General features: G+C 56.1%; 9 protein-coding genes. 3 read left to right on the plus strand and 6 right to left on the minus strand.

Annotated features, from left to right (window positions below):
• The coding region (locus GGD50_RS32280) for an IS630 family transposase (RefSeq protein WP_246451687.1) at positions 1-1,025 on the minus strand (1,025 nt) is incomplete at its 3' end.
• A 39-nt stretch (positions 1,026-1,064) separates the two neighbouring features.
• Here GGD50_RS32280 and GGD50_RS33665 point away from each other — a divergent pair.
• Together GGD50_RS33665 and GGD50_RS32290 are read left to right on the plus strand one after the other, a co-directional pair.
• Positions 1,065-1,337 carry a LexA family protein gene (locus tag GGD50_RS33665; RefSeq protein ID WP_004119985.1) on the plus strand — a complete coding sequence of 91 codons (273 nt, stop codon included), beginning with the start codon at positions 1,065-1,067 and terminating at the stop codon, positions 1,335-1,337.
• Positions 1,338-1,429: 92 nt separating this feature from the next.
• Complete coding sequence (locus GGD50_RS32290; RefSeq protein WP_004121984.1) at positions 1,430-1,681, plus strand: hypothetical protein; 252 nt, start codon at positions 1,430-1,432, stop codon at positions 1,679-1,681.
• Positions 1,682-1,760: 79 nt separating this feature from the next.
• Here GGD50_RS32290 and tnpC read toward each other — a convergent pair whose 3' ends face one another.
• The 3 genes from tnpC to tnpA are packed head-to-tail and all read right to left on the minus strand — an operon-like array spanning position 1,761 to position 4,200.
• Positions 1,761-3,356 (minus strand): IS66 family transposase, encoded by a 1,596-nt coding sequence (gene tnpC, locus GGD50_RS32295; RefSeq protein WP_004121999.1) that lies wholly within the window; start codon positions 3,354-3,356, stop codon positions 1,761-1,763.
• A 54-nt stretch (positions 3,357-3,410) separates the two neighbouring features.
• On the minus strand, positions 3,411-3,764 hold the full coding sequence (gene tnpB / locus GGD50_RS32300; protein WP_004121998.1) for an IS66 family insertion sequence element accessory protein TnpB: 354 nt from the start codon (positions 3,762-3,764) through the stop codon (positions 3,411-3,413).
• A complete protein-coding gene (gene tnpA / locus GGD50_RS32305) occupies positions 3,745-4,200 on the minus strand; it encodes an IS66-like element accessory protein TnpA (RefSeq protein WP_004121997.1) in 456 nt (151 codons plus the stop codon). Before tnpA ends, tnpB begins: the two co-directional genes overlap by 20 nt.
• Before the next feature lie 165 nt (positions 4,201-4,365).
• Here tnpA and GGD50_RS32310 point away from each other — a divergent pair, with 165 nt between their 5' ends.
• The gene (locus GGD50_RS32310; protein ID WP_004118259.1) at positions 4,366-4,740 is read left to right on the plus strand and encodes a hypothetical protein; all 375 of its coding nucleotides are present in this window, start codon (positions 4,366-4,368) and stop codon (positions 4,738-4,740) included.
• A 148-nt stretch (positions 4,741-4,888) separates the two neighbouring features.
• Here the strand turns inward: GGD50_RS32310 and GGD50_RS32315 are convergent, their stop codons facing one another.
• Positions 4,889-5,284: a DUF6941 family protein gene (locus tag GGD50_RS32315; RefSeq protein WP_004118260.1), complete on the minus strand. Its 396-nt coding sequence runs from the start codon at positions 5,282-5,284 to the stop codon at positions 4,889-4,891.
• Between the two features lie 1,304 nt (positions 5,285-6,588).
• Positions 6,589-6,964 (minus strand): ATP-binding protein (locus GGD50_RS33195; protein WP_246451686.1); only part of this gene is annotated, 376 nt, incomplete at its 5' end.

Raw genomic sequence — 6,964 nt, forward strand, 5'->3', positions numbered from 1 at the left:
CACCGCATCGTCGATCTTGTCTTCGTCGATATCCATTGCGAGAGCTTATCACGTGCAAATACGAAATTAATGCGGTACTCGCCGAATGCGTACGTCTCGACCATATTCAGCCAACTTGCGTGTTTCGGCGTGTGGTGGAATTCAAGCCGCTTGAGCACACGACGGGCTTCGGCGGCAGGAAACGCGTCGTATAGCGCGCCGGGTGAATGGGTAGAGAGATTGTCCATAACAACACGAATGGTCTTTGCGTCAGCATAGTCAATGTCGACCAGTTCGCGCATGCACTCGGCGAAGTCCTTGTTGGTGCGCCGATCGGTGACCTTCACCCGCCGCCATGGCTGATGCGCGTCCAAGAAAACGAAAAGATTGACGGTGCCATTGCGGCGATATTCACAATCGTAGCGCAAGGGCTGCATCGGCTTTGCAGAAATGGGGTCCCGCGCCTCGCCAATCAGTTGGACCGGGCTTTCGTCAAAGCAGACAACCGGCCTTTGCGGGTCTGGGGCTTCGGCATACAGGTCCAGGACGTCTTCCATTCGGGCGACATATTCCCCGTCGACCTTGGGAATGCACCACATGTCTTTTCGCCATGGCTTGAGATGATTTTCACCAAGCCTTCGGCGCACGGTCTCGCAGGAGATCTGCGCGTGATCGGTCAGCTTGATCATCTCGTCAGCCAGAAGCTCAAGCGTCCAACGTGCCCGGCCGGGCGGCGGAGTTGAGCAAGCCGTCGCCACCAGAAGTGCTTCCTCCTTGGCTGATAGTTTGCGGGCAACGCCGGGCCGTGGCTCCTCACTCAACGCGCCTTCGAGATTGGCCTCTACCAGGCGGCGCTTGGTGCGATAGATGGTCGATCCGCTGACATTCAAAGTCGCAGCGATGACCTCGTCGCTCACACCCTCATTCGCCGCCAACAGGATTTGTGCACGCTTGAGCCTGCGCGCCGAGTGACGGCCACCGCTCAAAAGAGCGTTCAGTTGCTCACGTTCAAGCTGGTTGAGTTCCACATGATATCTTATATTCATTTGAGCCTCCTGATGCGATGAAACACAGGTTAAACTCAAATGAATCAAACGTTTGGCAAAGAGCCTCCTGCCGGAGCGCCACAGTTCACGCAGCTGCAGGGCCAATACCTGGCCTTCATTTATGCCTACACCAGGATCTTCAAACGCTCCCCGGCAGAAGCGGACATGCGTCGCCACTTTGAGGTGACCGCACCGTCTGTACACCAGATGGTGATAACCCTGGAAAAGGCCGGTCTCATTCAACGCCAGCCTGGAGAAGCGCGAAGCATTCAATTGCTCGTACAACCCGAAGCGCTGCCAATCTTGCGATAGCTCAACCCGTCAGAATCTCTGCGGAACGGTACTAGGCGGTCGTCTCCAGCGCTCTCCAGCAGGCCAAGGCCGCTCAGCAAAGGAAAGCCATCATGTTCAATACGAACGCAATTCACAATCTTCCGAATATCCTGATCGCCGTTCTCGCGGCCGTCACGGCATTCCTGATCGCCACCGGCTGCACTCAGTTGACAACGGGGCTTCTCGAATGCTCTCAGTCGTGGATCAGCCCGACCTATACCGCCGCTATCGTCGCTGTCCTTGGGGCGTCCAAGACCCTGATCAACGTCGTTCGGGATGGGTTTGGCGGTCTCATCAAACCCCAGCCACCGGTCGAGAAATGAACAGCGCCGTTCTGCTGACGCTATTCGTAAGCGCTCATTTCCATGCGCGTTGACGCGGCCCGTTTGACCGGGGTCGCCGTCAGACGGCTGCCATTGGATCATGCAGCGGCGGTTTCAGCGTTTCAGCGAAGTTGAAGGGCAGCAGGTCGGTGATGTCGGCTTCGATGACACGCTGCGGTAATTCGGTAAGGACGTGACGCAGATAAGCCAAGGGTTCGATGCCGCAGGCGCGGCATGTCAGCATGAGGCTGTAGATGACGGCACTGGCCTTGGCTCCGTCCACGGTGTCGCTGAACAGCCAACTCTTTCTTCCCGTGGCAAAAATCCTGATGTCGCGCTCAAGCAAGTTGTTGTCGATCGGCATCCTGCCGTCTTCTGTATAGCGCGTCAGGTACTCCCATTGGTTCAGGGTGTAGGACACGGCATCGCCAAGCTTGGTATCGGGCAAGACCTTCGGCGCGATGTCGTCGAGCCATGCCTTGAGAGCGTTCAGGATGGGGACGCTGTGTTGCTGGCGGAAGCGGTGGATGCAGTGATCTCGCGTTTCGTCCTTATCCGGCTTCTCATTGCGCGCCTGGCTTTCAATCCGGTAGAGCTGCGCGAAGAACTTGAGCGCCTGCTCCGGCGGACCGCCGCCTTTCTTCCTTGCCTTGAGCGCGTCGACGAAGCGACGCCTGGAATGGGCCATACACCCAACATGGGTCGCGCCGTTCAATGTGCGCCAGGCGGTGTAGCCATCGCTCATCAAGATGCCGCGGTAGTCGCCGAGGAAGGCCTGCGGATAAATCTGGCCGCGGCCGGGTTGATAATCGAGCAGCACGATTGGCTCGCCGCTGTCTTCCCCGCTCCTGTATGCCCACATGAAGGATGTGCTGGTGGCTTCCTTGTCCTTTTCCTTCAAGACCTGGACCGTGGTCTCGTCACCATGGATGAGCGGCTGCGCCCTGAGCCGCAATTTCAGGGCGTCATAGATTCGGGAGAGATGCCTCTCGCTCGATCCGATCACCCAATGCCCGAGAGCGCCGCGGCTGACGGGAACACCGGCACGCTCGAAGGCCTGGGCCAGGCGGTAGAGCGGCGTGCCATCGACATATTTATGGACGAGCGCGAAGGCCAGTGTCGAGGCCGTGGCGATGCTGCCCGGCAAGGCCTGCGCGGGCATTGGCGCGAGAATGACAGGCGTGTTGATGCCGGTGCGGTCGCAATGGCGGCAGGCATACTTGAACCGCACATTCTGCAGGACCTTGGCCTTCACCTCGATATGGAGCTGCTCGGTGACCGCCTCACCCATGCGATGCATCTGGTGACGGCAGCAAGGGCAGGCCTTCTGATCGTGGGCAATGTCATATTCGACGCGCTCGCGCGGCAGGTGTTCCGGCAGGGGCTTGCGGCCACGCTTCTTGCCCTCCGGCCTTTCGGTCGATGGCAAGCCGGTGTCCGGCAGGTGGACGACCTCGCCATCTTCTCCGCTGGCGTCGTCATCGGCAACCTGCTCGGCTTCATCGAAGAGGCGGTCCACGTGCTTTTCGCTCTTCGGCGCAAAACGATGCAGCCGCGCCAGCACCAACTCTTCCTCGAGCTTGACCACGCGTTCCGTGAGCTGACGGTTTTCCGCCTGCAGCGCCGCAATGCGCGCCATCAACTCCTCAACAGTGGGTTCGCCGGGTCGGATCATCAGATTCTTGAATCTGAACCGTTTCGCCCCGTCAACCGCAGACGTTGCGAACTGTCAGCCGGCGATCTGGTATTGCCGAACCGGATGGCGGACCATCGCGTCGATATCAATGCCGTCGAGAATCCAGTGTAATTGCTCGGTCGTCAGCGTTACCACCATCATCTCCCGACGTGGCCACCGGAACCGGTCTTCCGACAATCGCTTCAGCACCATCACAAAACCGGACCGATCGAAGAACAGGAGCTTCATCCGGTCACGGCGGCGATTGCAAAAGGCAAAGACCGCAGGCGCAAACGGGTCCAGCGCCATAGTCTCCTGCACCAGGACCGCAAGGCTGTTGATGCCGGCGCGGAAGTCGATCGGTTCGCGATGCAGGTAGACCTTGAGATCAGCGCCCAGTCTGAACATGACCCAAAGCTCCGATGATTGTCCTCAAAGCATCAGCATCACCGGATTCCAGCGTCAGCTTCACGCCGTTTGGTAGCAACGCGCTTATTTTGGAAGAACCTGACAGATTGGCCTTCCCCAGTGACGCCGGTTGGTCTTCCCTAAACGCGACCGGCATCTCCAACGAGGAGGTCCCGACAGGCAGGCTGCAGTCTGCCGCGACGACCGGGATAAACCGCGAGCTTGCAGATCCCGCCGAGAAGCGAGCCTCCCTGGCATCCTTGACCCATTTGCGCAGTAGGTTGGCATTGATCCCATGCGTAAGCGCAAGGCCGGATATCGACACACCAGGCTCAAGGCAGGCCGCAACAAGCCGCTCCTTTGATCCCGGATCATAGCGGCGTCGCCCATCACGTCCCACCAACCGCACTCGCAGTTTCTGCTCTTCGTCACTCATATTTGGTGTCCACCTATTTTAAGTGGACACTTCATGCGGCAGAGAATTCAACGCGAAAAGGCGCAACGAAATGAGCGCTTACCGCTATTCTTCATCACGGCCGGCACCCTTGCAATCGCCATCGGTGCCGGCCTCCTCTCCATACCGCATTGAAAGACGTGAAAGATGGTGGCTGACGAAACCGGAGATGAAGAGATGCAGATGCCGGAACGCGCGAAGAGGATGGGGGCGAATATCAATACCCTCGTTGGAATTCTCTCGATCGCCTCTTCGGTCGGCATGGGTGTCTGGGTCACGGCGAACAAAAGCCGCGATATCGAGGACCTGCAGGGTTGGCGGAAGGACTTTATCGTTCAGACCGAAGCGAATTCAGCCCGCGTCGATCAGCGCCTGCAGGCGATCGAAACGCGACAGTCGACCGCCGAAGGCGATATCAAGACGCTCGGCTTTCGGATGTCAGCAAGCGAACAATCGGTCGGGTCCGTACTCGCCTCGATCAAGGATCTGACGTCATCCGTCAATGAGCTGAATGGGATGTGAAGGTCGTTCGCGAGATTCTGCAGCGGCAGGATCGGCAGAGCGGCAATCAGCGCTGAGGAGGCAAAAAAATCCGCCGAGCGGGTCTCTGGATGCCTTCGGATTGTCGAGGTCGCTTCCGCGAAGGGAGTTGTAGGAAATATGGGAGGAGTCATGAATTCTCTGAAATCGATACTCTTAAGCGATCGGCGATGAATGTTGGTTGATCGTCGATAGAGATGTTGACAACGATGTCACCTGGCCGATCAAAATTAACCAGCAGACCAGTTGGAAACGCGTGGGCTGGTAGTGCTGCGTCAGAAATCTGAAACTGCACATCTATCTTTCCCAAAATGACAGAGTTTTTGCCGTCTTCATAGGTGACTGTTACGCTTGTTTTATGATCGCCAGCAGGCAGACCGAAAATTTGAATCCATGTGGCCATGGGTTGAATGAAAGGGGCTTGAAGCCTGATTTCGCCAGAATAGACCCCAATCAGGATGAGTTTGCCGTTGAACTCTTGACGTATGTCGTCGCAAAATACGACGCGAGCCCTTATTTCTGCCAATGTACGCCCCCTAGACCAGCGGCCGTCTTGGCGACATTTTGGGTTGGGGCCCTAGAATTCCATTCTGCTTTGCCAAATGAACCGGAGCTTTCCGTGACGCATGTGGAATGCCTCCGATTGGATAGTGCTTCTCTCTGGGGCCAGTGCCGTTCAGCTCGCAGGAAGCTACCATCGATAGCAAAAAGTAGTTCTGCTATCGTGTCTATCGTCCAGTTCCCGGGCGTATTCAGAAGACGAGATACTTGAGCAGGATCTTTACCGAGCCGGCGGGCAATGTTTGCGCGTGTTATACCGGCTTCGACACAAGCGTTCGCAACCATGTCAAAAACATCGTCTCGCGCGGTTTGAGTGACATAACCAAGTGTGCGATCGCTGATACGATCGTCGCTAGATGGCTCAGCCAATAATGATGTTTCGTGAGATGTATTCAGCATGTGTGGCCCCAATCAAAGGCGAATTTTGAGGAAACAGGAGATCCCATTGGGCTCGGCATCGTTTTACTGCTGCGCCAAAACGAAGATTGTCCCTAGCTTCCCATGTAAGCAGGATGAGACTATCGACTTGGGCGAATGCGCCGAAGATACGGATTTGCGGGCGCGGTTGTCGTATTCGCATATCCACGATTCCCTTACTTGTAGGAGCATTTCTCGCCACAAGAGTTGCGGGGTCTTTTCGCATCGGGTCCATGGCAAATCGAATTGCCCTTCCGGTGGTGAAAGCATCTATTTGAGCTCTCGCTTCACCCGCAACTCTATCAAATCGAGCATGAACAGACGCTCCACCATTTAGAAACTCACCGACTTCCGTTGATACAAAAATGTTTCTTTCCACTCCACGCCCAGGAAGCATCGGTCTTACGAACGACAGTCGGCCTGTTGAAACGTGGTTTTGCAATTCCTCCAATATTGACATATAAGTCAACAAACCTCTATCAGCAATCGGCTATTGAATGAATTTTTGGTAATTGGCGGTTCTTCATTGCCACCCCGGCCTTGTTCCAACAGCAAGAGAGCCGATTCGTAAATTTCTTCATGTTAAGCGTCGGTTATTTGGAATTTGGCCCTTAGGTGGCTGATCAAGGCCATAGATATCCCACCCGTTGCTGTCAACGATATCAAAAAAAGGCGAATGTCGATGCCGACAATTCGCTCAAAGGTGTGTATTCCAATGAAACCGGACAGGAATTCCGATCTTTAACCGGACGCTTATTCCAGCGTTTTACCGGACGCGATTCCGAGGCGAAGCCGGACGATGTACAGCGTCTCTGGGTCTGAGTTGATCATTGTCGGCGAATATCGGGCAGGTCAAGCCTGAGTTGCATTCTCGGCTGACAGGTTTCGATGTTTGCGCAGGCTCTCACCGGAAAGTTCGATGCGGTAGGCGTTGTGGACAAGGCGATCCAGCACGGCGTCGGCGATCGTGGGATTTCCAATCATATCGTACCAGTGGTCCACGGGGATTTGGCTGGTAACAATGGTCGAGCGCTTCTCGTATCGATCCTCGACAATCTCCAGGAGATCGCGTCGTTGCTCGTCGGTGAGCTTCTCCGGCCCCCAATCGTCGAGTAATGTTGTGCTACACATTACTCGATTAACGTGCACTGCGCAGAGATGTGGAGCTGACACCGCAAGAGCCCGCAAACGCGCGACTTTCCCACGATACCACTCCACATAACTGAGC

Source organism: Martinezella paranaensis (assembly GCF_014200235.1).
Taxonomy (GTDB): Bacteria; Pseudomonadota; Alphaproteobacteria; order Rhizobiales; family Rhizobiaceae; genus Rhizobium; species Rhizobium paranaense.